27 protein-coding genes, 1 tRNA gene, 1 pseudogene and 1 other annotated feature are annotated in these 25,772 nt (G+C 34.4%); of the genes and pseudogenes, 11 read left to right on the top strand and 18 right to left on the bottom strand.

The window, feature by feature from the left end; genetic code table 11:
- From BUB96_RS10425 to BUB96_RS10310, 4 genes and pseudogenes are all read left to right on the top strand, one after another.
- Positions 1-214 (top strand): annotated as a pseudogene (locus BUB96_RS10425) (IS30 family transposase); the annotation flags it as partial.
- A gap of 191 nt (positions 215-405) precedes the next feature.
- On the top strand, positions 406-864 hold the full coding sequence (locus BUB96_RS08995) for a flavodoxin (RefSeq protein ID WP_073298517.1): 459 nt from the start codon (positions 406-408) through the stop codon (positions 862-864).
- 44 nt (positions 865-908) lie between these two features.
- Positions 909-2,147, top strand: a complete 1,239-nt coding sequence (locus BUB96_RS08990; RefSeq protein ID WP_073298516.1) for an aminopeptidase — start codon at positions 909-911, stop codon at positions 2,145-2,147.
- 145 nt (positions 2,148-2,292) lie between these two features.
- A complete protein-coding gene (locus BUB96_RS10310; protein ID WP_143274311.1) occupies positions 2,293-2,439 on the top strand; it encodes a lmo0937 family membrane protein in 147 nt (48 codons plus the stop codon).
- Positions 2,440-2,497: 58 nt separating this feature from the next.
- Here BUB96_RS10310 and BUB96_RS08985 read toward each other — a convergent pair whose 3' ends face one another.
- Positions 2,498-2,836, bottom strand: coding sequence for a PTS sugar transporter subunit IIB (locus BUB96_RS08985; RefSeq protein ID WP_073298515.1), 339 nt, complete (start codon positions 2,834-2,836; stop codon positions 2,498-2,500).
- 95 nt (positions 2,837-2,931) lie between these two features.
- Here BUB96_RS08985 and BUB96_RS08980 point away from each other — a divergent pair.
- Positions 2,932-3,004, top strand: a tRNA-Arg gene (locus BUB96_RS08980).
- Between the two features lie 57 nt (positions 3,005-3,061).
- On the opposite strand, the gene BUB96_RS08975 is transcribed toward BUB96_RS08980, so the two are convergent.
- The 4 genes from BUB96_RS08975 to BUB96_RS08960 all read right to left on the bottom strand — a co-directional run bounded on the left by BUB96_RS08975 (position 3,062) and on the right by BUB96_RS08960 (position 8,087).
- The gene (locus BUB96_RS08975) at positions 3,062-4,432 is read right to left on the bottom strand and encodes a glycoside hydrolase family 1 protein (protein WP_073298514.1); all 1,371 of its coding nucleotides are present in this window, start codon (positions 4,430-4,432) and stop codon (positions 3,062-3,064) included.
- A 139-nt stretch (positions 4,433-4,571) separates the two neighbouring features.
- Positions 4,572-5,060, bottom strand: a complete 489-nt coding sequence (locus BUB96_RS08970) for a hypothetical protein (RefSeq protein ID WP_073298513.1) — start codon at positions 5,058-5,060, stop codon at positions 4,572-4,574.
- 6 nt (positions 5,061-5,066) lie between these two features.
- The gene (locus BUB96_RS08965) at positions 5,067-6,668 is read right to left on the bottom strand and encodes an alpha-glucoside-specific PTS transporter subunit IIBC (RefSeq protein ID WP_073298512.1); all 1,602 of its coding nucleotides are present in this window, start codon (positions 6,666-6,668) and stop codon (positions 5,067-5,069) included.
- A 93-nt stretch (positions 6,669-6,761) separates the two neighbouring features.
- Entirely contained in the window at positions 6,762-8,087 is a 1,326-nt protein-coding gene (locus BUB96_RS08960; protein WP_073298511.1) for a 6-phospho-alpha-glucosidase, read from the bottom strand.
- A 191-nt stretch (positions 8,088-8,278) separates the two neighbouring features.
- On the opposite strand from BUB96_RS08960, the gene BUB96_RS08955 reads away from it, so the two are divergent.
- Positions 8,279-9,061 carry a MurR/RpiR family transcriptional regulator gene (locus tag BUB96_RS08955; RefSeq protein WP_073298510.1) on the top strand — a complete coding sequence of 261 codons (783 nt, stop codon included), beginning with the start codon at positions 8,279-8,281 and terminating at the stop codon, positions 9,059-9,061.
- 82 nt (positions 9,062-9,143) lie between these two features.
- Positions 9,144-9,317 carry a hypothetical protein gene (locus BUB96_RS10420; RefSeq protein WP_159431737.1) on the top strand — a complete coding sequence of 58 codons (174 nt, stop codon included), beginning with the start codon at positions 9,144-9,146 and terminating at the stop codon, positions 9,315-9,317.
- Between the two features lie 54 nt (positions 9,318-9,371).
- Here the strand turns inward: BUB96_RS10420 and BUB96_RS08950 are convergent, their stop codons facing one another.
- From BUB96_RS08950 to BUB96_RS08915, 8 genes are all read right to left on the bottom strand, one after another.
- On the bottom strand, positions 9,372-9,713 hold the full coding sequence (locus BUB96_RS08950) for a PTS sugar transporter subunit IIA (protein WP_073298509.1): 342 nt from the start codon (positions 9,711-9,713) through the stop codon (positions 9,372-9,374).
- 95 nt (positions 9,714-9,808) lie between these two features.
- Positions 9,809-10,129 (bottom strand): PTS sugar transporter subunit IIB, encoded by a 321-nt coding sequence (locus BUB96_RS08945; RefSeq protein WP_073298508.1) that lies wholly within the window; start codon positions 10,127-10,129, stop codon positions 9,809-9,811.
- Positions 10,130-10,293: 164 nt separating this feature from the next.
- On the bottom strand, positions 10,294-11,301 hold the full coding sequence (locus BUB96_RS08940; RefSeq protein ID WP_073298507.1) for a Gfo/Idh/MocA family protein: 1,008 nt from the start codon (positions 11,299-11,301) through the stop codon (positions 10,294-10,296).
- A gap of 19 nt (positions 11,302-11,320) precedes the next feature.
- Positions 11,321-12,169, bottom strand: a complete 849-nt coding sequence (locus BUB96_RS08935; protein ID WP_159431736.1) for a metallophosphoesterase — start codon at positions 12,167-12,169, stop codon at positions 11,321-11,323.
- 126 nt (positions 12,170-12,295) lie between these two features.
- On the bottom strand, positions 12,296-13,171 hold the full coding sequence (locus BUB96_RS08930) for a DegV family protein (RefSeq protein WP_073298506.1): 876 nt from the start codon (positions 13,169-13,171) through the stop codon (positions 12,296-12,298).
- A 124-nt stretch (positions 13,172-13,295) separates the two neighbouring features.
- Positions 13,296-13,577, bottom strand: coding sequence for a DUF503 domain-containing protein (locus tag BUB96_RS08925; RefSeq protein WP_073298505.1), 282 nt, complete (start codon positions 13,575-13,577; stop codon positions 13,296-13,298).
- A gap of 24 nt (positions 13,578-13,601) precedes the next feature.
- The gene (locus tag BUB96_RS08920; RefSeq protein ID WP_073298504.1) at positions 13,602-14,120 is read right to left on the bottom strand and encodes an O-acetyl-ADP-ribose deacetylase; all 519 of its coding nucleotides are present in this window, start codon (positions 14,118-14,120) and stop codon (positions 13,602-13,604) included.
- Positions 14,121-14,183: 63 nt separating this feature from the next.
- Positions 14,184-14,669, bottom strand: a complete 486-nt coding sequence (locus BUB96_RS08915) for a nucleoside 2-deoxyribosyltransferase (RefSeq protein ID WP_073298503.1) — start codon at positions 14,667-14,669, stop codon at positions 14,184-14,186.
- A gap of 166 nt (positions 14,670-14,835) precedes the next feature.
- Between BUB96_RS08915 and BUB96_RS08910 the strand changes: the two genes are divergently transcribed.
- Together BUB96_RS08910 and BUB96_RS08905 are read left to right on the top strand one after the other, a co-directional pair.
- On the top strand, positions 14,836-15,942 hold the full coding sequence (locus BUB96_RS08910) for a GerMN domain-containing protein (RefSeq protein ID WP_073298502.1): 1,107 nt from the start codon (positions 14,836-14,838) through the stop codon (positions 15,940-15,942).
- A gap of 100 nt (positions 15,943-16,042) precedes the next feature.
- The gene (locus tag BUB96_RS08905; protein ID WP_073298501.1) at positions 16,043-17,071 is read left to right on the top strand and encodes a YdcF family protein; all 1,029 of its coding nucleotides are present in this window, start codon (positions 16,043-16,045) and stop codon (positions 17,069-17,071) included.
- Positions 17,072-17,140: 69 nt separating this feature from the next.
- Here BUB96_RS08905 and pepV read toward each other — a convergent pair whose 3' ends face one another.
- Complete coding sequence (gene pepV / locus BUB96_RS08900; protein ID WP_073298500.1) at positions 17,141-18,547, bottom strand: dipeptidase PepV; 1,407 nt, start codon at positions 18,545-18,547, stop codon at positions 17,141-17,143.
- Between the two features lie 191 nt (positions 18,548-18,738).
- Here pepV and BUB96_RS08895 point away from each other — a divergent pair, with 191 nt between their 5' ends.
- Together BUB96_RS08895 and BUB96_RS08890 are read left to right on the top strand one after the other, a co-directional pair.
- Positions 18,739-19,575: an NAD(P)H-hydrate dehydratase gene (locus BUB96_RS08895; RefSeq protein ID WP_073298499.1), complete on the top strand. Its 837-nt coding sequence runs from the start codon at positions 18,739-18,741 to the stop codon at positions 19,573-19,575.
- A gap of 197 nt (positions 19,576-19,772) precedes the next feature.
- Complete coding sequence (locus BUB96_RS08890; RefSeq protein WP_073298498.1) at positions 19,773-19,964, top strand: hypothetical protein; 192 nt, start codon at positions 19,773-19,775, stop codon at positions 19,962-19,964.
- Between the two features lie 22 nt (positions 19,965-19,986).
- Here BUB96_RS08890 and BUB96_RS08885 read toward each other — a convergent pair whose 3' ends face one another.
- The 4 genes from BUB96_RS08885 to BUB96_RS08870 form a co-directional block, all read right to left on the bottom strand.
- Positions 19,987-20,712 (bottom strand): pseudouridine synthase, encoded by a 726-nt coding sequence (locus tag BUB96_RS08885; protein WP_073298497.1) that lies wholly within the window; start codon positions 20,710-20,712, stop codon positions 19,987-19,989.
- Positions 20,713-20,730: 18 nt separating this feature from the next.
- Positions 20,731-22,377 (bottom strand): putative polysaccharide biosynthesis protein, encoded by a 1,647-nt coding sequence (locus BUB96_RS08880; protein WP_073298496.1) that lies wholly within the window; start codon positions 22,375-22,377, stop codon positions 20,731-20,733.
- Positions 22,378-22,528: 151 nt separating this feature from the next.
- A complete protein-coding gene (leuS, locus tag BUB96_RS08875; protein WP_073298495.1) occupies positions 22,529-24,943 on the bottom strand; it encodes a leucine--tRNA ligase in 2,415 nt (804 codons plus the stop codon).
- Between the two features lie 52 nt (positions 24,944-24,995).
- Positions 24,996-25,199, bottom strand: a binding site (T-box leader).
- 66 nt (positions 25,200-25,265) lie between these two features.
- The coding region (locus tag BUB96_RS08870; protein WP_143274310.1) for a LysM peptidoglycan-binding domain-containing protein at positions 25,266-25,772 on the bottom strand (507 nt) is incomplete at its 5' end.

Below are 25,772 nucleotides of genomic sequence, written 5' to 3'. Positions count from 1 at the left end.
AAAAATATATTTTTGTCATGCCTACTCTGCATGGGAAAGAGGATCCAATGAAAACTTTAATAAGTTGTTAAGAGAGTTTATACCGAAAGGTATTTCTCTACATCACTTCACCGATGAAGAAGTGATAGAAGCAACTAAAAGTATTAATCTACGTGTACGCGAAGTAAATGATTACCAGTCAGCCGAAGAAATCTATCAGAAAATGAAAAATTAAAAAAACTCCCCCTCGGGGGAGTAAAAGCATAAAACCCTAAGATCTGAAGATAATAATCTATCATGTTCAAAGTGGTGCACTTAACTTTACAACTGAGGTAAAAGTCTATTTATCTCTTCTTTCAATCTGTTTCTATATTATCATTTTTGTTATAATGACGTAGAAAGATTAGAATAGAGAGGACGATAAAATTGACTAAAGTCTTAATTGTATACGCGAGTCTAACAGGAAATACGCGCACAGGTGCACATATTTTAGAAGAAGCTTTCAAAGAATTAGATACGGATGTAGATGTTCTTGAAAGTTATGATGCCGATCCCTTTGAATATGAAGATTATGATATTTGTGTTGTAGGCACTTATACTTATGGAACAGATGCAGATTTACCTGATGAAATTGTTGACTTTTATGAAGAATTAGAAGATGTCGACTTAGATGGGAAAGTTTATGGAGTTTTTGGTTCGGGCGATGTATTTTATGTAGGAAAATATTGTTTATGTGTAGATTATTTTGAAGAACAATTTGAAAAAACGGGTGCTCAAAAAGGAGCAAATGGCATTAAATATAATTTAGACCCTGATGAAGAAGCAACTACAAACCTAAAATCCTTTGCGAAAGAATTAGTTGCAAAACTCGAACAAATGAATTAGCATTTTAAATAGAAACTTTTACATAAAAATGGAGGAATTCAAAAATGGTATTACCAAATTTCGAAGAAAACCTGAAAAAATATGCGGAGTTATTAGTCGCTACTGGGATTAATGTCTCAAAAGATCACACGGTTGTATTATCGATTGATGTCGATCAAGCACCTCTTGCCCGATTAGTCTCAGAAGCTGCTTATGAACGTGGTGCAAAAAAAGTCATCGTAAATTGGGCAGATGATGGATTAACACGTCTTGATTACCAACATCAAGATATTGAAACACTAAAGGATGTCCCAGAATATAAAATTGCAGAAATGGATTACATTATCGAAGAAGGTGCAAGTCGAATTAGCGTACGTTCTTCTGATCCAGATGCTCTAGCAGGTCTTGATAGTGATAAAATCGCAGAATCACAAAAAGCGAGAAGCACCGCTATGCGTCCAATGATGGAAGCTACTCAGGCAAACAAAATTAGCTGGTTGGTAGCCTCTGCTGCAGGTGAAGAATGGGCGAAAAAAGTTTTCCCTGACTTAGAAACGACCGAAGAACAAGTTGATGCTTTATGGAATGCTATTTTTGAATCTGTCCACTTATATGAAGAGGATCCCATTGCTTATTGGGAAAACAAAGTAGATACCCTTCAAACAAAAGCAGATGAATTAAATAAAGAAGCATTCACGGCTCTTCATTATAAAGCACCTGGGACAGACTTAACTGTTGGCTTACCAAAAGGACACCGTTGGGAAGGCGCCGGTTCAACTAATGCACGCGGTGAAATATTCGTTGCAAATATGCCGACTGAAGAAGTTTTCTCTGCACCAGATGCTAACCGAGTGGATGGTGTTGTAGTCTCTACTAAACCTCTAAGTTATGCAGGTTCAATTATTGAAGGCATGGAATTTCACTTTAAAGATGGAAAAGTTACTAAAGTAACAGCAGATAAAGGCGAAGAAGTCATTAAAAAATTAATCGAACAAGATGATGGTGCTTCACGACTAGGTGAAGTTGCACTTGTCCCAGATGAATCTCCTATTTCACAATCTGGCTTAACCTTTTTCAATACATTATTTGATGAAAATGCTTCTAACCACTTAGCTTTAGGTTCAGCCTATGCATTTAGCTTAGAAGGCGGGACTGAAATGACTCGTGAAGAATTAAATAAAGCCGGCTTAAATGAATCGAACACGCATGTGGACTTTATGATTGGTTCCGATCAAATGGACATTGATGGAATCAAAGAAGATGGTTCTAGTGTACCTGTATTTAGAAACGGAACTTGGGCTTAAATTTTAAAATATAATAAACCAAAGATAAAAAGCGTCTTTTAAGACGCTTTTTTGATTCAATAAATACTATTTAATGCATATCATTATTTTAATTCATTCACTTTTGGTATTCTAAAGTCACAATATATAAAAGGAGTGGTTCAAGATGTTATGGACATTAATTGGTTTATTACTTTTATTTTGGGTTTTAGGGCTTGTATTTCAAGTGGGTGGAGCAGTTGTTCATGTTTTGCTTGTAATAGCTATAGGCCTCTTCATCTTTAATATGATTACTGGAAGAAATAGCAGGTAGCTTTCTTACATACCCGCATACTTATTGAGATTAAACGTCACAAACGTTTAGCCTCTTTTTATACATAGCTTGTTTCTAATTTATTTAAGATATCCTTTAATATCTTTTCACCGTCAACCATTCCGTAGTCTCTCATATCAGCCACATGAATGATTGTCTTTCTATTATTCTCTTCCGCTACTTTTTCTAATTCATTAGCTGAAAAACACACTTGTGGGCCAATTAATAAAGCATCAATATCGTCTCCATCTTTTAATATTTCTTTGCCGTGACCGACTCCTGTTGCACATATTTCAGCATTTAGCGCTTGCTCTTCTGCAGCTTTTTGCATTTTGCTTACGACGAGCGAAGAACTCATCCCACCCGCACATACAAACATAATGACGACATCATTCATTCTCTAATTCCCCTTCTACTTTAAACTATATTTATTATTTTTTATAAATGCATTGAATTTCATCTTTTATTCTTTTAAAATAGTTCTAGTTTGTTGGTCCCGTAGCTCAGCGGATAGAGCGTAAGTTTCCTAAACTTTGCGTCGGAGGTTCAATTCCTCTCGGGACCGTTAAATAAAGCTCCTATTCTCAAATTCTACTTTATTTTGAGAATAGGAGCTATTATTTTATAATTCTTCGCCATTTGTTTGAATAACTTGCTTCAACCAAGCATAACTTTTCTTTGGTACTCTTTTTAAATCTTTCAAATCATGATTCTCTCGATTTACATAAACAACACCATATCGCTTGCGCATATCTCCTTGAGAGCTTAAAATATCAATCATTCCCCATCCAAGATACCCCATCACATCAACACCATCTAATTCAACGGCATCCTTCATCGCTTTCATATGTTCACTTAGATATTCAATACGATAATCATCTTGAATCATATTTTCTCCATCCCATTCTTCAATGACTCCAAGACCATTTTCAATGGGGAAAATAGGCAAATCATAACGGGCATACATTTTATTCAAAATATTTCTAAATCCAAGTGGGTCAATTTGCCAATTCCATTCCGAAGCTTCTAAATGTGGGTTATTCTTTTGTCCATATTTCATATAAGAATTTGGCGCAACCCCTTCAGGAATTTCACGATGATCTACCATTAGGCTCTGATAATAACTAAACGTTAAATAATCACTCCTTACTTTACTTAAAACCTCTAAGTCCCCTTCTTGTAACTTTAAATCGATCCCTTTATTTTCTACAAAGGTCCAAAAAGAATCTAAATATCTTCCATGTACAAAAACTTCTAGTAAATTATTATTTAAAAATTCATCCGCTTCTCTTGCGATAAAAACATCTTTAGGATGGCTTGTAGCTGGATAAACTTCTTGATAAGCTAACATTCCACTGATTTGGCAATCGGTCTCTTCATGAATGTAATTGGCCACGTAAGCATGTGCCATCATCACATTATGCTGGATTTGATATAATTCATCTAACGTCTGGTCTCCCTCTAAATAACCAGCGACTCTAAATGCAATCGGATCAATATGGTATAAGTTCTGTTCATTAAATGTAATCCAATGTTTCACTTTATGGCCAAAGCGTTTCACCATTTCAATCCCATATCTTGCAAAAGCATCCGTCACTTCTCTAGATAAAAATCCATTATATTTTTTAGCTAAAATTAATGGCATATCAAAATGATATAAACAAATCATTGGTTCGATACCACGCGCAATTAAATCATCAATAAATTGATCATAAAACGCAATACCTTCTTCATTAAATTCTCCATCACCATCAGGATTCACACGACTCCATGAAATCTGGAACCGATACATATTCATCCCTAGATCTTGCATTATGTCAAAATCCTCTTTATAACGATGGTAAGAATCGGTGGCTACTTTCCAATCCGAAGCAAATTCGGAAGCTTCCCGAATATCGTAAACGGACTTCCCTTTTCCTCCTTCATTCCATGCCCCTTCTGTCTGCATACTCGATACTGAATTACCCCAGTAAAAATTCTCTTTTAATGTCATTATGCCCCTCCTATGTTAATACGAGTATAGTTTATCATCGAATGCGGGTTATTCAAACTCGAAAAATAAAAAAAGATGCTAATGAATCAAAAAAATGATTCACTAACACCAAAAATTGTAGAGTATGTGTCTATCTTTTTTAAGTATTCGATACAAGATTAAGCATTATACGGATGATCACTGCTATTGAAAGTATTGTAAGAGGTACAAGATAATCTTTAAAACTAAAATTTTCCTTTTTAAAGATATACTGGAAATCTTTTATTTTAATTTTCCAATAATAAAAAAGGTAAAAAATTAAAATGAAAATAGTGATTGAAAAAGTTGCATTCCCCATGATTAAAAATCCAATAGCCAGAACTAGCAACTGCAGGATGATCGTTTCTACTTTTCTATCATTTGCTAATCTTTCTTTTAGTTGCAGAATATAAAAACCAATAAATGGCGTTATAAAAGATTGAATAAACATTATATTCCAGTAAGGATCCATTGATATTAGTTTTTGAAGATCAATTCCTAAAAATTGTGTATACAAAATCAGCAAGAATGGATAGGCAAAAAAAACGACAATAATTAAATTAAAGATGAATTCTATTATTTTTTTACTCGTCATTTTTATTTTTATCATACTCTTCTATAATAATTCTTCAAATTCTTCTCGAGTAAATGTAACATCTGTTCCATCAATGACTTGGACATTATTTCCTTTATGCACTAATCCCAAAGCTCCATATTTTTTGAAGATAGATTCTGGAGCCACTAATTCTTCGTCTTTAACGGTAACTCTTAATCTAGTCACACAGTTGGTAACCGACTCTATATTCTCTTTTCCACCTAAAGCCTGTAGATAGCCTTCTGGTTTACTTAAATCTCCAGTTGACTCTCTAGACTCAGTAGGATCATTTGCAGGATCATCTCGTTTATTTTTACTTCGTGAATCTTGATATTCTTTTTTGCTATATAAGTGCATTTCTTCTTCGTCTGCTTCTCTTCCAGGTGTTTTCAGATCCATTTTTACAATCATCGTTTTGAAAACAATATACCAAATTCCAGAGAAAATAAGACCGACTCCTAAAAGCAAGAGATATTGTTGCCAATGACTAGCACCTAATGGTAAGAAATTATAAGAAGTCATTTCAATTAGTCCACCTGTAAAGTAGCCAGAAATCCCTATAATATAAACAACCGTTATAAAGGTAGCGGCTAAAAGCGCATGAACTAAGAATAATACCGGTGCAATAAATAAGAAAGTAAATTCGATAGGTTCAGTAACACCCGCAACAATTGCAGTTAGGGTCACAGGAACCATCAATCCAGCAACTTCTGCTTTTTTATCTTCATCCGCTGTTTTATAAAACGCATAAGAAATACCAATCGGTGCAAAGACTTTACTTAATCCATACAGAGCATATCCACCTGCTGGAAAAAGCGTTCGCAAGCTTTCACCACTACTACGGGCAATCTCAGGTAACTGATTAACCCATCCTGCTAAAAGACCGCCATTTATTACGATATTATCAAATTGGAAAGGTGTATTTAAAATATGATGCATTCCTGTTGGTATTAGTAATCTTTCTAAGAATGTATATAACCAGACCCCAAAGGTTCCAGAATTGATAATAAAAACTTGTAAACTACTAATTAAATTTTGGACTTGTGGCCATACCATCATAAAAATAGCTGCAACAGGTAACATCACAAAGAATCCAATAGCAACAACTGTGGCTGAACCTCTAAAAGCTGTAAGCCATTCTGGAACTTTTAAGTCGAAATATTTATTGTGAAGATAGATGACGATAAGTGTAACGGCAATTGCACCAATCATACCTATATCTAGCGTCTTTACCCCTGCAACCATTGCAAGGCCAGATTCTCCACCAGCTTCCAAACTAAAATCAACACCAAAATTATTTCCCCAATGACCTAGCATAGCACTTAAGAAATAATTGAATACCATATATACAACAAATGATTCCATACTAGCACGTGCCTGCTGCTTATTAGCAAGACTTATTGGTAAACCGATAACAAAAAGTAAATTAATTTGGTTGAATACTGTCCAACCACCCTGTTGAATAACATCCATTAATTTCCAAAAGAAACTATCTGGATTCGCAAGTGTTCCGAAGATCACTTCCTGTTGAAAAAATGTCGTCACTCCTACTATAATTCCAAAGAACGCAAATAGCATAACGGGTATAATCATTGCGCCCCCAAAGCGTTGTATTTTCTGCATTAATTTTTTCCTCCTTAATTAAATAAGAAACCGTTTACACCTTATTTTAAAGAATACAACTGATTAAAATCAGTTGTATTCTTTCTCTTCATTTTATCTTAATTCTGGCCAATAGTCGGCATTTGCTTCAATCAAAGCATCGAGTAAATCTTTTGCAACTTTGGCACTTGGAACAATTTTTGATAGAGTCAGAGCTTGCCACATTTTTGTATAAGATTTTTCTACATAAGCATCTACAACTAATTTTTCAACATTTACTTGTTGTTCCATTAAACCTTTTTGGAAATGAGGAATCTCCCCAATGTGTAAAGGTTCTGGTCCATCACTACCTACTAAACAAGGAATTTCGACCATTGCATCATACGTAAAGTTTGAAATAGATCCATTATTTGGAACAATTAATAACATTCTTTCTTTGGTATTATAAGCAATTGCCCGTGCTAAATCGACAATAAATGTAGCATGTGCATCTGCTTCAAATTCAATTCCTTCTGCTGTTCCTGCTTCAACAATTTTCTCTGCTGTTGAGAAGACTTGTTTCTCGCGGCCTTCCATGACTTCATTCGCCCTAGTATGCTCTTTGTCAGAAGTCTCTACTACATAATCTGGGTAATAGTAATATTTTAAATAGGAGTTTGGAATGATTTCAGGCGTTAAAGCAATCACATCTCTCATTTTGCGATAGGTTTCTTTCCAACTCTCGTCATTATGTTGAAAGGCATCAGTATCTAAGACTAAACCATGTTCTGAAATGTATTTTGTCAATTGAGGCATTAAATCATTACCCTCTTTATCCGTGATACTGTCCCACCAACCGAAATGGTTTAACCCATAATAACGAACAATCATATCTTTTCTAGATTCAAGTCCTAAAATAGTCGCAAAAGAATCTTCCATACCAATTGGCATATCACAAATATTAATAATTTTAGAATCTGGACGTAAACGGCGAGTCGCTTCTGCAACGATTGCTGCTGGGTTAGAATAATTTAACATCCAAGCATCTGGTGAGTACTCTTCCATGTAGTCTAAAATTTCCAATACTCCTGTAATAGAACGCATTCCATAAGCCATACCACCTGGACCACAAGTTTCTTGGCCTACAACTCCGTAATTTAAAGGGATTTTCTCATCTAATTCACGCATGGCATACAATCCAACGCGAATATGAGCCATAACAAAATCAATCCCTGTAAATGCTTCTTCTGGATCGGTTGTGTATGAGAATTTAACATCTGGATATCTTTCAGAAATCATTATATCGCAAGCTTTACCAATAGGTTCTTGTCGTTCAGCTAAATTATCATATAATTTAATTTCTGAAATTGGAAATTCTTCATAACTACTTAATAACATATCTACAATCCCTGGAGTGAATGTACTTCCTCCACCAGCAATTGTGATTGCAAATTTTTTCATATTATTACATCCTCCGTTAAAAGATTTAGAAATCTATTGGCCAAAGATTCTCTTGCTTGGTACAATATTATTATAACTTCCTCCTCTTCGAATACAATACTTTAGGGAGAGATTGGGGAGCGTTTTCATAGTGTGGCATAAAGTGTCAATCGAAGGAAAAATGTGTCATTACAAAGTCAGGAGCTGGTATATTGAAAAATATTAGAGATTTAATAATTAATCATTATGGAGAACTTACTGAGAGCGATCGTTTTGTGGCAAAAACAATTTTAAATGATCCAGATGCGGTATATTTGAATACGATTGACGATTTAGCCGCCTTTTGTTCCGTATCTAAAAGCACCATTATTCGTTTTACTAAAAAGCTTGGTCTTGAAGGTTTTTCTGAGCTAAAAGTATTACTGAAACTGAATCAAAAACTATCACACGAAGTTGATGAAGACTTTATTCATCGTGTTTGTGACAGTGATATTCAAGTGATTAATCATTATAGAAATTACAATTTTACTCCCATAATTAAAATGTTAGAGCAGTCTCCTACTATTTACGCTTACGGGACGGGCATGTTTCAAAAAAGCTTTAATAAAGAACTTCAGCGTTTATTTATGCATGCGGATCGGTGGGTTCGTTTGATTGAAGGCGCGGGGGAATTTGAAGTGGCTCTAAATTCTATGAAGGCAGGCGATACGGTTGTCATTGTTTCGTCAAGTGGGGAAAATGATTATTTAGAAGATAAGTATGATTTGTTGAATTTAAAAGGAGTTCATATTTTATCATTTACAAATTCAGCAAATAATTCACTCGCTTATGCGAGTGATTATAATATTGCTACTGAATTAACGAAAGAAAGGTTTCATGATCAATTTTATTTTGACAATATTGTGACCATGTATATTCCATTAAAGCTATTATTTGCTAAATATATTAATTATCAAGTGATTAAACATGAAGGTAAGCAAGCATCAGACTCTTAATCATATCAATTGTTATCTTTTTGTTTGCGTTATATACTTTGAATGAAATCTATACAAACAATTAAAGGAGGCGTGTTTTCAAATGTCAGAGTTGTATAAGGAATTAGAAAACAAGGTAAATACTACAGATACAGAAAAACTAACCGATGTACAAAAAGAATTGGTGCGATCGAAAGATAATGGGGAAATTACAGAAGATGAATATGACCGATTAATGGATGTTGTTAAACATCGTCTAGCTGGATTTAATCTATAGAATAAAAATAGCACTGAAAGGAGAAAATTCTTCCTCTCAGTGCTTTTTTTATGGTTAATCTACCGAAACGTCTTGTCCGTCTAATTTGCGGTACACATCAATTAATTCACGTGCTAGATCTTTAAAAGTAATTGCATTCATTAAGTGGTCTTGACCATGAACTAAGAGTAGTGAAAGTTCCACTGAGTCACCACTTGCTTCTTGGGTTAACAAGTTTGTTTGAGACTTGTGTGCATTTCCTAATGCCTCATCTGCGGCTTCTAACTTTTCTTCTGCTTCATCAAAGTTTCCGCTTTTTGCTGCATAGATTGCTTCCATTGCACTACTTTTGGCGTCTCCACCGTACATGATAAGACCCATAATTGTTTCTAACAATTGTTCTTGCCCTTCTGCCATAAATTTAATCTCCTTTACGTTTCTTTTCAGTCTTTATTGAAATTACAAATCAAACGTTTTTTTGACTTGATTTCTACTAGATTATTAAAGTTTTATTATTCGCCTATTAATTCTAACGCTGCGTCAAGAACTTTAGGACCATTAACCATCCCATAGTCCTGCATATTAATAACATCTACTGGAATACCTTTACCTTCAACTTTTTTCTCAAATTGAGATCTCATAAAGCGAACTTGAGGGCCTAATAATAGTACATCTACATCTTTATTTTCCAAACTATTATCCGCTTCGTTTGCTGAGTCAGCAAAGATGTCTGCTTCTAATCCTCTTTCTTCTGCTGCTTTTTGCATTTTTGAAACTAATAATGATGTACTCATTCCTGCAGCACATACTAACATAATTGTTTTTTCTGCCATTTTATACATTCCTCCAAAACTATTCTGTATGATCAAACGAGTCTCGAAACCATGAATTTACTGGCACCGATTTCAATTCGATTACTTATCCATTATATATTTAATTGCTCTAAATGTCTACCAAAATACCTATTTCAAATAGATCATTTTTTCCATACAGTTTCTTAGGCTTCTGAGTCAAATACAATACCAGCTTGAGTAAGTAATTGATTCAATAAACCTGAAACAATTCGTGCGAGATCGGATAATTCTTTATAACGTTCTTTTGTTTTCGGCTCATCTTTTGTCTCAATCATCTGAGCCAATGCCTCTGCTTCGTAGAACATACTGTTTTCATGTTGTTTTTCTAAGTGGACTTCTTGCTCCTCAAAAGTCTGATGGTCCACTTTTCTTGCTTTATCTAAATGAGAGACATGATCAATGATTAGTGTTTCTTTTGAGCCATATATTTCTACATCATACAAAGAAGTCGCAATTTTCCCAACCAATATCGTTACATCAAACGCCTCATAGCGTAAAATAATAGTCCCTATTCCATCAACACCTGTCCGGATCTTACGCGGATAATAAATGGCCTCTTCTGGTTCTCCAAATAAAGCGACCGCTGTATAAACTGGGTAAATTCCTAGATCCATCAAAGCACCGCCCGCAAATTTTAGAGAAAAGATATTCGGCTCTTCTCCCGCTAAGACATTATCATATCTAGAAGAATATCTTACATAAGGAAAGGTCGCTCCTACAACCCCATCTAATTTCTCAATTTCATCTGCCACTTTTTCTAAATTTGGAATATACATATGCTTAGCCGCTTCTAAAACAAACACATCATTTTCTTCAGCTGCTCGCAACATTTCATCCCATTCATGGACATTTGTAGAAGCGGGTTTTTCGACCATCACATGCTTTTTAGCTTTTAAAGCCATTATTGCTTGTTCATAATGAAGACTATTTGGAGATGCAATATAGATGACATCAAGCGTATCCTTCTTCATAAAAGATTCTAAATCTGTTTCAACAAATATGTCCCCATACTTGCTTGAAAATTCTTCCCCTTTTTCTTTATTCCTCGAATAAACACAATTCAACTCATAAAGCCCAGTGTCTAAAGCCGCATCAATAAAACTATTGGTTATCCAACTTGTACCGATTGTACCTAATCTTAGTTTATTCATTTTTTCACTCTCCTTTTATTTAAATAAATTTGATCATTACTATCTCCGGACGATTATTTATTCTTAATGGAAAAGATGAATTGCCCAGCCCTCGACTAATGATTAAACGACTCGATGGGTAGGTTTCATTTGTGAAAATACCAAAATCATAATATGGATTGAATCCTTGTCCAGGCACATAAAGTCCTCCAACAAATGGCAGAATAACTTGGCCACCATGAGTATCTCCAGAGAGAATTAAATCGGGTATTTTGGTTTCATCTTTCCTATATTTTTCAATAAATTGGGGATAATGAGCGAGTAAGATCTTTAGCCCTTTTTTATGCTCATTAGACAAATTGATTTGAGAAAGCGCATCTTGTTTCATACTGATTGAGCTCATCTCTTCACTTAAACCAATTAAATGAATTCCAATATCTGAGTCCTCAAAAGTGAGCCACACGGATTCATTATCTAATAAAGTAACCCCTACTCTTTTTAAAGTATCTGTCATTTCTTTTTTTCGATCACTCTTTAAATCATGGTTCCCATAGACTACATACGTTGGAGCGATTTTTGATAATTGGGAGAAAAAATCTTTTGTATGTTCAATCACTTGATCATGAGAAACTTCATGTACAATATCTCCACCAAATAAAATAACCTCTGGATTAACCTTTTCAATCTCTAATAAAACTCGATCAATTAAAAAATGTGAAATGTTTTTCCTAAAATGTGTATCAGAAATAAATACAATCTTTTTATCTTTCAAAGATGCATAGTCTTTTGGTAGAGAAACCGTATAGGATGTAACTTTATGTATATGATTTTGCCAATAGAAATAACCTCCTAATAATAAAAGTACCAAGATTATCAAAATTTCGTACACGATCTTCACCTCTTTAAAGTTTAACAAATATATTGTACCATGAAAACGGATTACGTCTAAAATATAAACAAAACAAAAGAGTCATTACTTTGGGTAATAACTCTAAAAAAATATATAATAGCAAGCTTAATGGGGAAAAATATATGTTTCGGGTTTTTCGTTTAAAGCAGCAACAGCAACCCCACCTAGTCCTATATGGGCTGCTAATACAGCACCAAATTCAAAAATCATCGTCTTAGCCTTTGGGATTTCTTCTTTTAATTGCGCTTCTACAAGCTTTGCATTCTCTTCTTGATCAACATGGCTAATCAGATAGAGTTGTTCAGTAAAATCAGAAGTCTCTGTTTTTATTTTATCAACTAGTTTTGTATAGACCCGTTTTTTTCCACGAACGACGTTTTCAGAAAATAATTCTTTATCATTTACGCTAATAATAGGTTTTACATTTAAAGCAGCCCCCATAAAACCAGCTGTTTTTGATAGACGTCCGCCTTTAACTAGCCAATTCAAATCATCAACGGTTAAATAAATTGAAAGATGTGTTGCATTCCATTCTGCTTGTTTTGAAATTTCATCAAATGAATAGCCTGCTTGTATCATTTCTGCTACTTGGATAGCAATTAATGTTGCGGCAACAGAGCCACTTCGACAGTCAATCAAAGCCACTTTAAACTCTGGATGTGTATCTTTGTATTCATCAAGAACACTTTGAATATTTTGATACGTTCCAGAAATTTCTTTCCATAAACTGACAATAATGACTTCATCCCCATTTTTACGATATTTTTCAAGTTTCTCTTTAATTGAACCAGGAGATGGCTGAGAAGTTGAGGGCATTTTCCCTTGTTTCATTGCATAATGTAATTCTTTTAAACTAATTTCTTCTTTATCTAAATATTGCTTATCATCTAATATAATACTTAGTGGTAAAAAATCAAAATCATATTTTTCCAAAAACCAAGTATTTTGATCAGCACCCGAGTCAATGATTAATTTTATCATATTAATTCGCTCCTTATTTCTGTTAAATCTTTGGTAAGACTTACAAAAATATAACACATTTTATAAAAATGCACAATATGACTCCTGATGTCTATTTAGTGAAACTATTTAAAAAATTTAAAACTTATGCTTCCACCCATTCAATCTTAAAAATCTCTACCTCGGATTGAGTATCTATAAAATTGATTACTTTTTGTAAGATGGTTTCTGCATGCTGACGATTATTTGTAACCATTCCAAAACCCAGAGAAGCTTCTTTTAAACTATCTTGATAATCAACTTCTGCGGTACTAATCTGGTATTTATGTCGTGTTTTATCTAAGATGCTTTTTACAATTCGTCTTTTATCTTTTAAAGATTCAATATAATGAAATCGAATATATACTTCTATACCTATTAATTCCATTTTTTGTGCTCCCATCTCTATACTTTAAATTCCCAAGTGTTCGAACGTTTTTTCGTACACTTCTTTTAGCGAATCATCAAATACGACAAAGATCACTTCTTTTATACTCTTCATGTCTAGCAACCTATTTTTAATGGTTGAGACAGCTATTTTGGTTGCTTCAGTTAATGGATAACCATAGACTCCTGTACTAATGGCTGAAAAAGCAACAGTTTCCAAATGATGTTTTTCTGCTAAAACTAGTGCATTTTTGTAACAATCTTCAAGCAACTGTGCTTCTCCGCTCTTTCCATCTTTATAAACTGGGCCTACCGTATGAATGACAAAGTGAGCAGGAAGTTTATAGCCTTTGGTTATTTTCGCTTCACCTGTTTCTGCCCCGCCAAGTTTTTTTGTTGCTTGAAGCAATTCGGGACCAGCTGCTTTATGAATGGCTCCATCTACTCCGCCCCCGCCAAGTAGTGATTTATTAGCAGCATTAACAATAGCATCTACCTTTAATGTTGTAATATCTCCTTGCCATATCCTCATTTTCTTATCCATAATAAACTCCTTTATTTATAGATCTATCACTCCATAACAATCAAAAAGGATTCATTTAGTTTTTTATCTAATATATTCACCAATTTTTTCAACCAAGGCTTTAGAAGAGTTGAGCATTTCTCCTCGTATTTTTACGAGGCCTACAGTATATAAGTTAATATATGAAAATTGAGATTCAGCAAGGTCATCCAAAGCCTCAATTTTTTCTTGGTTTCCATGTGTGCCCTGACGCACATCTGTGTAAAGCCCTAGAATCGGACGATTCATGGAATAAAAATAACCTAACTCTGCCGACAAACCACTATCCGGCGTTACCCCATCTAACATAGCGATCAGTAAATCCGCTTCTTCTAAATAATCGTTGTCTCCTTGGGTAATAGCTAAAGAATCTGCAAAACCTGATTTATCATTAATGCTGTCATTTTCTTGAGGTAAATAAATGTCAACTTTATCTCCATATTTTTCACGAATTTGTTTTACAACATGTGCATTGTACATCTGTTCCATTTCATTAAATAAAGGGGCACCAAAATATATTTTTAAAGTCAATAAAATCGCTCTTTTCTATATGTAGTTGTTTCTTCTCCATTCTATTAATAAATGACAAACTTCTCAATCATTTTATATTTGTTTTTTCTATTTGTCTTGTTTTTTGAAAATTAGTTCATATGCTATACTCTTATTGAGATAAAAATGAAGATAAGGAGTAAACAATATGATTAAAAAACAACATAAGTGGTTATCTTTTTCTATATTATCTATTTTTTTAGCTGGTTGTGGCCTGTTTTCAAATCAAGAAACGACCGAACCTAATCCCAAACCACCTACAGAAGAAGTAATCCCAGAAGAAGATGAGAACGAACAAGAAGAAGTAAAAGTCAATCAAGACTTACAAGCTTGGTTGCCTAGATTAGATAATGTTCGTTATTCTTACGAAGGTACTGGTAACGAATATGCCTCTTATAATTGGACACCACAATTCAATCAAGATAATTATTACCAAACCTCTACAGATAATGGCGGAACAACCGTGGCAGAAATTTATGACTATAATGAACATGAAGTTATACGAAGCTTTCAAAGACCAGAAACTTATTTTAGAGATAACTTTACTGAGATTGGAAGTTTCCCCGATCAACGAGAAGAAGAAGTTATTCTAAAAACACCTATTCAAGTTGGAAATTCATGGAATAGTAATGGAAATGACTATGAGATTACTGCTGTAGATTATGAAATAGAAGTTCCAGTAGGTACTTATCCGACCATTGAAGTAACAATTACCATGGATGATATGATGATTAAAAGATATTACGCTGAAGATGTCGGTTTGGTCTCTGAAATTTCTGAAACAGAAGGAATGACTGTAGAATCAAATCTAGAAACAATTGAAACGCAAACGCCAGAAGTTCTACCGTTAACAGTATATGTCCCCGATGAACAAGTCATGGGGATGGACCGCGTCGAAGCAGAGTTAACTCTCAATACAAATGATCCTGCTCGAGTAGCGATTACACAGTTATTAAGTGGACAAGTCGAACCCTATACAGAGATCAACATCTTATCGGAAGGGACGGAAATTAATTACTTATTCTTAAATGATGAAAATATTGTTGAAGTCGATATGACTTCAGCTTTTGAAAAAAACATGGCCGGATCAACGGGTGAACTGTTTGCGATCTATACGTTAGTTAATACATTGAGTGACTATTATGGGACTCAAGAAGTTTTGTTAACTGTTGAGGGGGAACCGTATAGTGGGCCACACGCTACTTTAGAAGAAGGAGAAGTCTTTACATTTAATGAAGAAATGATTAATGAATAATACTATAAGTCATCCAATTCTTTTAGGAAAGGATTGGATGGTACTTTAATTAAAAAATAGCTGTCTATAAAATAAATACAGCTTATTGGTGGAGGTTAGTATGTATATTCCTTATTTTTTTGGCATCCTTACTTTATCTTTTGGCCTGCTTTTTCTTTTTTTAAAAATGAAACGACCACAAACAATTTGGCTAGGAATTAGTTTTATAAATTTTCTTTTTAATTTTGCTATGATTTTCGTCGTAATTTTTTTACAAAATGATATTCTAGTCCCCTTAATCATTATTGCAGTCTTATTCACTATTTTTATCTTTACGATGCCTTTTTTAATGGTCGGAACCTTTTTAATCAATGGAATCAAGGTTATACGAAATGAAGGTTTCAAATTTAGTAATTTATTATCTTTACTTTTTGGAATTAGTGTTTTAGGGTATTTGTTTATTTGGCCATCTATCGTAGATATTACTAAAAACATTTTTTTAAATACTGTGTATCAATTTATTAGTTTTAATGTATTGTATTTTTCATTTATTTTACTTTGCTATACAGTGGCCAATTCACTTAATTTAATGCATATTAGAAAAACTAAAATTGATTATTTCATTACTTTAGGCGCAGGATTAACAGGAGAAAGAGTCACTCCTCTACTGGCGGGACGGATTGATAAAGCCATCGAACTTCAACAAAAGCAAAAACATGGTAAAATTGTTTTCTCAGGAGGGCAAGGAGAAGACGAGGTCATTCCCGAGGGGGAGGCAATGGCTCAATATGCACTTGATCAAGGTGTAAATCCTGAGATTATAATAAAGGAAACAAATTCAGAAAGTACTCACCAAAATATCCAATATTCAAAACATCTCATTGATTTAGATTGGAGGGCTAAAACTGAACCAAAAATTGCTATAGTAACTAACTACTACCATGTCTTACGTGGACTTATGCAGGCTCACTCTTTAGGAATAGATTGCATTGGCTATGGTTCTCATAGTAAATTTTATTTTTCATTAAATGCTTTCCTTCGCGAATTCGTGGCTTATCTACAAATGACTTACAAGGTACATTCTTTAATTATAAGTTTCGTGGGACTTATCCTATTTATACTTTACCTAATTCTTCAATTAAGTATTTAATGAATGTTCTGATTAAAAAACCATCTAACATACTCGGTTTTGAGTTTGCTAGATGGTTTTTAAAATTAACTATTTAGAGATTAATTCATAAATAGCTTCTGCATAGATAGACATTGCTCTCATTAAATCATCAATTGCCATAAATTCGTTTGCTTGGTGCATTGTATCCACACTATCAGGGAACATGGCTCCAAAAGCTACTCCACGGTCCAACAAGCGGCCATAAGTTCCACCACCGATAACCATTTCGTGTGCTTCTAGGCCTGTTTGACGGCCATAAACATCTAATAAGGTTTCTACTAATGGGTCATCTGTAGGGACATAATGAGGAGCTTTTCCACCACTAGTCAACACAGCTTCTACTACCTCATCTTTTAAGGTTTCTTTAAATTGACTTAAAATCGTTTCCTCATCTGTTCCTTGAGGGTAACGCATATTGGCTAATATCTCTCCGCCTTCATCCGTTTTAAAATTAAAGATACCAAAATTTGAAGACAAATGACCCATTAACTCATCTTCATAATCAATTCCTAATTTTTTACCGTCATGGTTTTCATGGAGATATTTTTCAGCTACGTTTAAGAAAGCTTTTGCATCTTTATCGAAAGAAAAGTTATTTAAGAAAGTTGCTAAATAAGTCGCAGCATTTACTCCGTGTTCAGGTGTCGAACCATGGGCTGCTTTACCAATAAGAGTTATTGTGACTTTATTTCCTTCTAATTTTGCCTCTCCAGAAACTGGTGCATCTTCTAAAAATTCATTAAACTGTTCAGTTAGCTCTGCTGGATTGTCTACTTCAACTATCGCTTCTGCATCTTGAGGAACCATATTGGCACGTAATCCAGCTTGGAAAGAAATTAATTTCGCTTGTTCTCCATTATTTCCTTGGAATTTCATTTGGACACTCGTGTTTCCTTTTTCTCCATTAATGATCGGGAAATAAGCATCTGGAGAAAAACCAAAATCGGGTGTTTCGGCAACGTTTAAATAATGATCCATACAGCCCCAACCAGACTCTTCATCAGTACCGATAATAACACGGATCTTTTTTGAAACGGGTAAATCTAAATCTTTAATGATTTTCATCGCGTAATAGGCAGCCATTGTTGGTCCTTTATCATCACTGGAACCACGAGCATAAATCTTTTCATCTTTAATAACTGGTTCAAATGGATCAGTATCCCAACCAGTCCCGGCTGGAACAACATCCACATGGCCAAGAACCCCAAGAATCTCTTCCCCTTCACCAAATTCAATATGTCCAGCCCAGTTATCGAAGTTTTCTGTAGAAAAACCGTCTCGTTTTCCAATGTCTAAAAACGCATCAAGTGCTTTAACTGGTCCCGGTCCTACTGGATATTCATCCGTTGCAGCATTGTCATCACGAGTGCTGTCTATTTTTAATAAAGTAAATAAATCTTCTATAAAATCCTCTTTATAGTCTTTTACTATTTCTTTCCAATTTATATCAGCCATATTATTCCTCCTAATAAATATATACTTTTATAATAACACTTTTATCTGCATTACAAAAATATTTCTGTCAATCACCTTCTTCACTTATGATAAGAATTTTATATTTTCTTCATTATTCTCTATTTTTCTTTTCAAATTCGATTAATTTCATTTTTTTGATTATACTATGACTAGATAAAAGGGTGATAAATATGTTAAAAATTACAGAAGATAAAGTGTCCAGTTGGCTGCCCGTTCGGGATAAAAACACCTACAAAAATAAGATGGGACATGTCCTTTGTGTGGGTGGAAATGCGAATATGGGAGGTGCTATTATTTTAAGTGCTTCGGCAGCCCTTTATGCGGGAGCCGGTTTAGTTACTGTGGCTTCTGCCCCAGAAAATGTTCATGCCTTACATGCACGAATTCCTGAAGCAATGTTCACAAATATGTATGATTTTGATTCTTTGCCTAATATAGTTAAAAAAGCTGATGTCATCGTACTCGGCCCTGGTCTAGGTCTTAGCAATCAATCACTTAAGATTTTTAAATATGTAATAAGTACTTTAGATAAAGATCAATGGCTAATCATTGATGGAGATGCCATCACACATTTTGTAAATCAGAGAAATTCTTTACAAATTCCCACTGATCATGTGGTTTTTACTCCTCATCTGGGAGAATGGCAACGAATGACTAATATTGAACCCCCTGCTGATGATATAGAAGAAAACCAAGAACAGAAAAAGAAACTTCAAGCAACTATTGTATTAAAAAAAGGACAAAGTGAAATCTATATTGAAGATGAAGTATGGCAAAATATTGCTGGAAATCCTTCAATGGCAACTGGTGGAATGGGAGATATTTTGACAGGGATTATCGCTAGTTTCCTTGGACAATTTAAAAATAAAAAACAAGCAATCCTAAGTGCCCTCTATGTTCATAGTGCGACCGCAAATAAACTAGCTAAAACACATTATTCAACTCTACCCTCTGCAATTATAAACGATCTTCCAATCTTCATAAAAAGTTTAAACAATCCTGGATAAAATTTGTTACAATAAATAGCAGTGTATAGATTTTAATTTATTTTTATAACATAATGATAATTAAAAATATTTAAAGGCTAATTTGTATTCTCTACAAATCAGCCTTTAAAAAGTTTTATTCAGAAAGAGTGGAATCATTGAAAAAAAGATCTATTTATTTATTTAGTCTTCTTTCATTTATTATAGGAATATTATTAATGAAATATTTACGACGTGTATATGTTGTAGGGCTACTAATAGCCTTCATCGTCATTTCTTTTCAAACACCAACAACCAAACCGGATAAAACGGGCGAAGCTAATGATGCTTCTATTGCCCTGCTAAAGTTTATTGGTTTGAATGCCCTATTATATTTAGCTGGCGGTTATGCAGCACTTTTCTTCTTTTAAAGTGCTGAAAATTGCCGTTTTATTATACTTTTAAAGACGCTAATTCTTCATCTGTAAGTCTTCGATACTCTCCTAAAGGTAAATGCTCGTCCAATTCGAGAGTATGCATTCTCTCCCGCTTTAAATACATAACTTTCTTTCCTACCGCTTCAAACATTCGCTTCACTTGATGGAATTTTCCTTCGTGAATGGTAACCCGCACTTCAGACGTTTCTGCTTCTTCATCCACTTCTAAAATATCTAGCTTAGCAGGTAATGTTTTAAATTCTTCTTCTTGATCTTTTAAAAGCAAACCGCCTTCAAAAGTTTTGACATCTTCATCTGTGACAAGTCCTCGAATTATTGCGTAATATTCTTTATCGATTTCCTTTTTAGGAGACGTCAATTGATGGGTCAATTGACCATCATTGGTTAAAATAAGTAAGCCCTCTGTATCAATATCCAACCGACCTACCGGGTGCGGTTCTTGTACTAGATCCGCAGGTTCCAATAGATCTAGAACCGTTTCATGAACAAAGTCTTCCGTTGCACTAATCACACCTGCTGGCTTGTTTAACATAAAATATACGAATTCTTCATAATAAATACGTTCTCCGCCAATACGAACATCATCTTTATCTGGATCTACTTTAGCGCCCGCATTTTTGATGGTTTTTTCGTTCACTTCAATATACCCATCTTTAATAATTTTCTTTACTTCTTTTCTCGTTCCAAAACCTGTATGTGCAAGTAATTTATCTAATCGCATGCTAAAACTCCTAATTTTTTATTTAATGTGTAATTTGATTCGTAACGATTTTGCTTGAGAACCAATAATTTTTTCTGCAAGTCTTGTTTTTAATGCTAAATACCCAAAGACGATCACTCCGACACCTGCAATAATAAATAAGGCAATGAGCGATTGAAAACGACGCTCGTAATTTATAAATAAGGCTAAGCCTTTTGATACAGTATATGTCACAAGCCCCATAATGAAAGCTATCAAAAGAATTAAAATGGTTCGTCGAACTAAAAACTTCGTCGAATAGGCAACCAATTCATGCATTGCTTTAAACATCAAGAAAATAGTAACCATTAATCCAAGGGTGGTTGAATATAACATACCGATTTCTCCTAATACATAAAGAAAAACAGGTTGTGATATTAATTTTATTCCTAATCCTATTGCTAAAGCATAAATCCCTTTACGTCTTAAGTTTACAGCCTGTAAGATATTTCCTAAAACTAAAAATAGTCCTAAAAATAAACTGGTTACTGCATACACTTTTGTAGCATGAACTCCAAAGGCATGATACCCATAGAAAAAAGTATAAAAAGGTTCAGAGACCACAAACATTCCAACGACTGCTGGAACCATGATAAACATTAATAACTGAATCGCTTGCTCAAACTGATAAGATACATCCGCATACTTTTTCTTCGCCAACAAATTGCTCATTAAAGGAACAGATGTAATGGCAAGTGCAGCTCCAAATGAAGTAATAATTGTACTCAGTTTATTGGCATTTGCTTGAATAATTCCATAACTAATTTGGATTTGATTATCTAATAAGTTTGGATAAAAAAGCTTCATTAAAGGAGCAAACGTTTGCTGGTCAATAAAATTAAATACAGTAAGGCCTGTAGACATGATGACAAAAGGAATCGATGTTTTTATAATATCCTTGAGTAAATTTGGAGTCGAAATGTAAATCTCATTTCGACTTTCTTCAATCTCTCGATTTAGGGCTGTGGGAAGTTGTTTTAAGCGAAAAGTTAAATAAAGCATTGAAAAAATTGCACCCACAAATGCTGCAAATGTTGAATAAGCAACTGCTGTTACTACTTTTCCTGTAAGGACTTGCCGAATAATAAAAGCCGAGCCTAAAATAAAGACAACTCTTAATAATTGTTCAATTATTTGCGAAATAGCGGGCTCTCGCATTCGATTGTGCCCTTGAAATAACCCTCTAGTGACGGATTGAACCGGAATAATAACTAAAGCAGGCACCAGAGAACGCATAACAAGAACGGCTGATTCATGACTTGCTGCAGGACTGCTTTCTGCAATCATCGGAGCAAAGAAAAAAAGTAAGAGCGCTGACACGATTCCAGTCAAAGACATCAAAATAAGACCTTGTCGATAGATTTTTTTAGATATTTCATATTCTTGAATTGCATTAAAGTGACTAATTTGTTTAGAAATAGCGGAAGGTACACCTGCTGTCGCAAACGATAAGAAAAATGTGTAGGGTACATATCCCATTTGATAGAGTGCATGCGCGGCATCCGCTTCAGCTTGATTTCCCATCCAAATCATCCACGGGATAATATAGACGGCTCCTAAAATACGAGAAACTAAACTTCCTAAAGTCATCCAAGAAGACCCTGTAACAATCTGATTATCTTCTTGTAATCTTTTCTCTGTTTCCATAATTTAAATCCCACTTTCACCAATAATGGTTACTTTACATAAAGAAAAAGAGCTTTAAAGCTCTTTTCCTCTCTCTTATTTTACTTGTTTCTATACAGATTATCAATGGGACAACCTTTCAATAGAAACTTTTTAAGATGGTTATTTATTTTTAATTTGCAACGATATTGACTAATTTTCCTGGAACCACAATTACTTTTCGTACCGTTAAATCGTCAATGTGATCTTGGACATTTTCATTTTCTAGCGCTTTTTCTTCTAAGTCCTCTTTAGAAATTGAACGAGCTACGTTTGCTTTTCCTCGTACTTTACCATTCACCTGAAAAACAACTTCTATTTCATCAGAAACCAATTTATTTTCATCATAAGTTGGCCATGGTTCATAAGATAAACTGTCTGTACTTTTTGTAATTTTTTGCCATAATTCTTCTCCTAAATGTGGTGTAACTGGTGCAAGCATTTGAATAAATCCTTTTACATAAGCAATTGGTAATCCTTCTGCTTTATACGCTTCATTTACAAAAACCATCAATTGAGAAATTGCCGTATTAAATTGTAAGGCTTCAAAGTCTTCGGTAACTTTTTTTACGGTTTGATTATAGACAATATCAAGCGAGCCATCATTAAAGGTAGTAATTCGATCTCTTACTTCATTTTCGTCATCAATAAATAAACGCCAAACACGATCTAAGAATCGACGAGCTCCTTCGACTCCTTCTTCTGTCCATTCTTTTGTAGCTTCTAAAGGTCCCATAAACATTTCATAAAGGCGTAGGGTATCCGCTCCATATTGAGCCACTATATCATCTGGATTAATGACATTTCCTCTTGATTTTGACATTTTGTCGCCATCTTTAAGCAGCATTCCTTGATTAAATAATTTTTGGAATGGCTCTTTTGTAGGAACAACATCTAAATCATATAAAAACTTATGCCAGAATCGTGCATAGAGCAAATGAAGCACAGCATGCTCTGCTCCCCCTACATAAAGATCGGTTGGTAACCACTCTTTTAATTTTTCTGGATCCGCAAGTGCTTCTTCGTTATTTGGATCAATAAACCGTAAATAATACCATGAACTCCCAGCCCACTGTGGCATCGTATTTGTTTCACGGCGCCCTTTCATTCCTGTTTCAGGATCAGTAACATGTACCCATTCTTCAATGTTTGCTAATGGTGACTCTCCTGTTCCTGAAGGATGAATATTTTTTGTTTTTGGAAGTTCTACTGGTAAATCTTCTTCAGCTACTGTTGTTGTCGTTCCATCTTCCCAATGAATAATAGGAATAGGTTCTCCCCAATAACGTTGACGTGAAAATACCCAATCTCTTAGACGGTAATTTATTTCACGATGACCTTTTGCATTTTCTTCCAGCCAATCATTCATTTTTTCAATGGCTTCCTCATTATATAAACCATTTAAAAATTCAGACTCAATATGCTTACCGTCACCATCATAGGGAAGTTCTTCGCCTTCAGGTAACTCAATAATTGATTTTATAGGTAATTCATATTTATTTGCAAAAGCATAATCACGTTCATCATGAGCAGGTGTTGCCATTACAACCCCTGTACCATATGAAGCCACAACATAATCAGCTACCCAAATCGGAAGTTCTTCACCAGTTACTGGATGTTTAACATATGCTCCAGTGAATAATCCATTCTTATCATCGTTTAATGACGTACGCTCAAGTTCACTTTTTGTTTCGACTTCTTTTACATAAGCATTAATTTTATCTTGATGCGAGTCAGTAACAATATCAGCCAATAACTTATGCTCTGGCGCAATGACAATATAAGTTGTACCGTATAAAGTGTCTGGACGAGTGGTATATGTTTCCAGTACGATATCAGAATCTATAACAGGAAACTTCACGGTTGCTCCTTCTGATTTCCCAATCCAGTTTCTTTGCATTTCTTTGATGCTTTCTGGCCAGTCTACTTCTTCTAAATCTTCAAGCAAACGTTCGGCGTAAGCGGTAATTTTCAACATCCATTGTCGCATTGGACGACGGTACACTGGATGACCGCCTCGTTCACTGACTCCGTCGATAACTTCTTCGTTTGATAGAACCGTGTTCAATGCTGGGCACCAATTGACAGCGACTTCATCTTGATAGGCCAATCCTTTTTCATACAATTTTGTAAAAATCCATTGTGTCCACTTGTAGTACTTAGGATCTGTAGTATTAATTTCTCGGTCCCAATCATAACTAAAGCCTAATTGATTTATCTGACGTTTATACGTTTCAATGTTTTTATTTGTAAATTCTGCTGGATCATTTCCAGTATCTAGCGCATATTGTTCAGCCGGTAAACCAAATGCATCCCACCCCATTGGATGCAATACATTATAACCTTGCGTACGTTTCATACGTGCTAAAATATCCGTCGCATTGTACCCTAATGGATGCCCAACATGTAACCCTTGACCAGATGGATAAGGGAACATATCCAAAATATAAAAATTATCTTTATTTGGGTCTTCAGTTGTTTTAAATGTTTCATGGTCTTTCCAATAATTTTGCCATTTTTCTTCAATTTCTAAATGATTAAAGCTCATATATATTTCCTCCTTATTTATGAAAAAAAGCCCTATAAACAGTCTGTTCTGTTTATAGGGCGATTAAACGCGGTACCACCTAATTTTCAACTATAACTTTATAGTTGAACTCGACTCCTTAACGCGGAATGACGTCTAGAATTTTTTATCTCTTCCAGCTTTTTAATAGGTGAGTTCAGTTGTCTCTTTTGTACATTCACACCGACCATGTACTCTCTGATAAAAAAGATAAACTTACTACTCCTAATAACTTTTAGATTCTTTACAGTCTTATTTTAGCACATATTGTATGTTTTACAACTATCCGAGTAAGCCGAGAGTATTATATGGCTAATACTTGTCCGACTAAAATAAGATCTGATTTTAACTTATTTTTCGCTTTTAAGGCACTAACTGAAGTCTTATATTTAAGCGCAATTCCTGATAAGGTATCCCCACTGACTACTTTATAAGTCTTCGTCGAACTAGATGAAGAGCTACTTGATGGTGTAACTGATTTAGACTGAGTGCTAACTTTTAATTTTTGACCAACAAGTATAAGATCAGATTTCAAGTTATTTAGTTTTTTGAGCTCTGAGACACTCATATTATATTGTCGTCCAATATGAGATAAAGTGTCACCACTTTTTACAGTATAAGTCGATTCTTTAGTTGATGTAGAAGTGGATGGCTTTGTCCCCGGTTTTGAAGAAGAACTGTTTCCCTTCACGTTTAACTTTTGACCGACATAGATCAGATCAGATTTTAAATTATTTAACTTCTTAAGTTGGGCTACATTTGTTTTATATTTTACTGCAATATGCGATAACGTATCACCACTTTTTACAGT

This window comes from Atopostipes suicloacalis DSM 15692 (genome assembly GCF_900129085.1).
GTDB lineage: Bacteria > Bacillota > Bacilli > Lactobacillales > Carnobacteriaceae_A > Atopostipes > Atopostipes suicloacalis.
Note: the sequence above shows the minus strand (reverse complement) of the source record. Positions and strands in the feature narration are given on the sequence as shown.

What these genes read in the sequence shown, in the direction of transcription:
- BUB96_RS08990 (WP_073298516.1), top strand. Translation starts at nt 909, where the DNA reads ATGGTATTACCAAATTTCGAAGAAAACCTGAAAAAATATGCGGAGTTA.
- BUB96_RS10310 (WP_143274311.1), top strand. Translation starts at nt 2,293, where the DNA reads ATGTTATGGACATTAATTGGTTTATTACTTTTATTTTGGGTTTTAGGG.
- BUB96_RS08985 (WP_073298515.1), bottom strand. Translation starts at nt 2,836, where the DNA reads ATGAATGATGTCGTCATTATGTTTGTATGTGCGGGTGGGATGAGTTCT.
- BUB96_RS08975 (WP_073298514.1), bottom strand. Translation starts at nt 4,432, where the DNA reads ATGACATTAAAAGAGAATTTTTACTGGGGTAATTCAGTATCGAGTATG.
- BUB96_RS08970 (WP_073298513.1), bottom strand. Translation starts at nt 5,060, where the DNA reads ATGATAAAAATAAAAATGACGAGTAAAAAAATAATAGAATTCATCTTT.
- BUB96_RS08965 (WP_073298512.1), bottom strand. Translation starts at nt 6,668, where the DNA reads ATGCAGAAAATACAACGCTTTGGGGGCGCAATGATTATACCCGTTATG.
- BUB96_RS08960 (WP_073298511.1), bottom strand. Translation starts at nt 8,087, where the DNA reads ATGAAAAAATTTGCAATCACAATTGCTGGTGGAGGAAGTACATTCACT.
- BUB96_RS10420 (WP_159431737.1), top strand. Translation starts at nt 9,144, where the DNA reads ATGTCAGAGTTGTATAAGGAATTAGAAAACAAGGTAAATACTACAGAT.
- BUB96_RS08950 (WP_073298509.1), bottom strand. Translation starts at nt 9,713, where the DNA reads ATGGCAGAAGGGCAAGAACAATTGTTAGAAACAATTATGGGTCTTATC.
- BUB96_RS08945 (WP_073298508.1), bottom strand. Translation starts at nt 10,129, where the DNA reads ATGGCAGAAAAAACAATTATGTTAGTATGTGCTGCAGGAATGAGTACA.
- BUB96_RS08940 (WP_073298507.1), bottom strand. Translation starts at nt 11,301, where the DNA reads ATGAATAAACTAAGATTAGGTACAATCGGTACAAGTTGGATAACCAAT.
- BUB96_RS08930 (WP_073298506.1), bottom strand. Translation starts at nt 13,171, where the DNA reads ATGATAAAATTAATCATTGACTCGGGTGCTGATCAAAATACTTGGTTT.
- BUB96_RS08925 (WP_073298505.1), bottom strand. Translation starts at nt 13,577, where the DNA reads ATGGAATTAATAGGTATAGAAGTATATATTCGATTTCATTATATTGAA.
- BUB96_RS08920 (WP_073298504.1), bottom strand. Translation starts at nt 14,120, where the DNA reads ATGGATAAGAAAATGAGGATATGGCAAGGAGATATTACAACATTAAAG.
- BUB96_RS08910 (WP_073298502.1), top strand. Translation starts at nt 14,836, where the DNA reads ATGATTAAAAAACAACATAAGTGGTTATCTTTTTCTATATTATCTATT.
- BUB96_RS08905 (WP_073298501.1), top strand. Translation starts at nt 16,043, where the DNA reads ATGTATATTCCTTATTTTTTTGGCATCCTTACTTTATCTTTTGGCCTG.
- pepV (WP_073298500.1), bottom strand. Translation starts at nt 18,547, where the DNA reads ATGGCTGATATAAATTGGAAAGAAATAGTAAAAGACTATAAAGAGGAT.
- BUB96_RS08895 (WP_073298499.1), top strand. Translation starts at nt 18,739, where the DNA reads ATGTTAAAAATTACAGAAGATAAAGTGTCCAGTTGGCTGCCCGTTCGG.
- BUB96_RS08890 (WP_073298498.1), top strand. Translation starts at nt 19,773, where the DNA reads ATGAAATATTTACGACGTGTATATGTTGTAGGGCTACTAATAGCCTTC.
- BUB96_RS08885 (WP_073298497.1), bottom strand. Translation starts at nt 20,712, where the DNA reads ATGCGATTAGATAAATTACTTGCACATACAGGTTTTGGAACGAGAAAA.
- BUB96_RS08880 (WP_073298496.1), bottom strand. Translation starts at nt 22,377, where the DNA reads ATGGAAACAGAGAAAAGATTACAAGAAGATAATCAGATTGTTACAGGG.
- leuS (WP_073298495.1), bottom strand. Translation starts at nt 24,943, where the DNA reads ATGAGCTTTAATCATTTAGAAATTGAAGAAAAATGGCAAAATTATTGG.